This is a genomic window from Spiribacter onubensis (assembly GCF_040838425.1).
In the GTDB taxonomy this organism is placed as follows: Bacteria; Pseudomonadota; Gammaproteobacteria; order Nitrococcales; family Nitrococcaceae; genus Spiribacter; species Spiribacter onubensis.
In genome coordinates this window covers 1-2,177 of record NZ_JBAKFI010000014.1, presented here as the reverse complement: position 1 = coordinate 2,177, position 2,177 = coordinate 1, and the positions used below count along the sequence as shown (strand labels likewise).

The 2,177-nt window shown below is 64.6% G+C and carries 2 protein-coding genes and 1 pseudogene; all 3 read left to right on the top strand.

The window, feature by feature from the left end; translation table 11 throughout:
• The coding region (locus V6X63_RS10630) for an IS3 family transposase (protein ID WP_367978922.1) at positions 1 to 1,079 on the top strand (1,079 nt) is incomplete at its 5' end.
• A 239-nt stretch (positions 1,080 to 1,318) separates the two neighbouring features.
• Positions 1,319 to 1,555: pseudogene (locus V6X63_RS10625) on the top strand (IS3 family transposase); the annotation flags it as partial.
• A gap of 16 nt (positions 1,556 to 1,571) precedes the next feature.
• Entirely contained in the window at positions 1,572 to 1,934 is a 363-nt protein-coding gene (locus V6X63_RS10620) for a hypothetical protein (protein WP_367978921.1), read from the top strand.
• The last annotated feature ends 243 nt before the right edge of the window (positions 1,935 to 2,177 follow it).

Genomic DNA, 2,177 nt, shown 5'->3' with positions numbered 1-2,177 from the left:
CGAAAAAAAGCGGCCGCGATCTGGGGGGACGAGGACAAATGACCAGCATCCCGGATCGCGAAAGAGCCACTGAGCTGGTCGACGAAGCCCGCCAGGCCGGTGCCAGGCAGGCAGCGGCCTGTGCCGAGATCGGCATCGACGCCAAGACCTACCGAACCTGGAAGCAGGACACGGTGGGTGATCGGCGCCCGATGGCAGAGCGTCCGCCGCAGTCGCATGCACTCACTGATGCGGAGCAGTGCGAGATCCTGGAGCAGTGCCACCGGCCTGAGTTCGCGAGCCTGCCGCCGGCGCAGATCATCGCTCGGCTGCTCGATGAGGAGGGCCGCTACATCGCCTCGGCATCGAGCTTCTACCGCGTGCTGCGCCGCGCCGGCGAGCAGCAGCGTCGGGGTCGGGCGGCACCACCTCGGCAGATGGGCCCGCCCCGGCGTCATCAGGCCACAGGTCCCAACGAGGTCTACACTTGGGACGTGACCTATCTCCCGAGCCTTGTGCGGGGGCTGTTCTTCTACCTCTACCTCATCGTGGACCTCTACAGCCGCAAGATCGTCGGCTCCGAGGTATTCCTCGGCGAGTCGGCGGCGAACAGCCAGCAGGTCATCGAACGAGCGCTGCTGCGCGAGCGCATTGCCCATCGCCCGATCGTCCTGCACGGCGACAATGGCCCGGCGATGAAGGCCGCGACGCTGACCGCACGGCTCGATCAGTTGGGCGTCACGCCCTCCTACAGCCGCCCTCGGGTGAGCGACGACAATCCGTTCTCCGAGGCGCTGTTCCGCACCTGCAAATACCGGCCGGACTACCCGCCAAATGGCTTCGCTGACGTTCATGAGGCCCGAGACTGGGTCCTTGGCTTTGTTCGCTGGTACAACCATGAGCATCGGCACAGCAGCCTGCGCTACGTCACGCCGCAGGAGCGGCATGACGGCCGCGATAAGGCGATCCTCGCCAGAAGGCATGCGATCTACACCGCCGCCAAACAGGCCAATCCCCGGCGCTGGTCAGGCCGCACCCGCAACTGGGAACCCGTGGGTGCGGTTTGGCTGAATCCGGAGAAAGCCCTGGAAGCGGCGTAGAAAAATGCGAAAACTAGCTTGACGGACACCTGCCCGACGCCAGCAGGTCTACGCCGAGGCGAAGGCCCGGAACCCGCGCCGCTGGAGCCGGGAAACCCGCGACTGGCGCCCCGTCGGCGCGGTCCATCTCAACCCGGAGAAGGAGCGCCGGGACTCAAGCTGGGCCAGGGTGGCCTGAAACGGTTTGAGGCGACAACTTTGTTGACAGACACCGATGGTCTCGGCGTGGAGGTCATCACGTCATTTGCTACATGAGCGCGGTTGGCCACTGTGGCGATAACGCCGCGGCAGAAGGGTTCTTCGGTCTCCTCAAGCGTGACCGGGTTCGCCGCCGGCGCTATCTGACGCAGGCCGAGGCGCGAAGCGATGTCTTTGATTATATTGAGTGATTCCATAACCCGAGAATGCGTCGGCGGGTTGAGCAACAAACGGATCAGAAACGACGCTTAACGAAACCGTCCGCGGTGGTGGGGTAGAACCCAGACGGCCCTCGTGGACCTGCGCTACCGCGGCCGGGAGGTTGAGAGCACCCGCATCCTCCACCCCGGCAAGCCAAAGCGCATGAGCAAGGCGGAGAAGCGGCTGCTCAAGCGCCGCCAGGCGGTGGAGCCGAGCATCGGGCACCTGAAGGCCGACCACCGCATGCGCCGGAACTTCCTCAAAGGTGCCTTGGGTGATGCCATGAACCCAATCCTCGCCGCGGCCGGGTTCAACATCCGCTGGATGATGCGGCGGCTGATGATTTTTGGCGCTGGATGTTATCCGGCATTCTGCGGCTGCTGGGTCAGAGTGGCTCGGATGCCCGCTCAAACGCAACGCCAGCGGCCGCATAGCGGAATGTTCAGGGCCGACTAAAGATGGTTCTTCGCACATCAGTTGGGTAATGGCCTAGTCTCTGACCTGTCACAGGTGATGGAGGACAGGTCATGGACCAGGGTCAGGCACTGCTCGATGCACTCGGTGAGTGGGAGGGCTTTGAGGTCACCGGCGTGGAGCGCCGCGAGGGCGACCCCGATGAGATCCACGTCTCGCTCAAGCCCAGAGAAGGTGCCCCGTTGTACTGCAACTGCTGCGGCCGGGCGTGCGAGCGCGTCCACG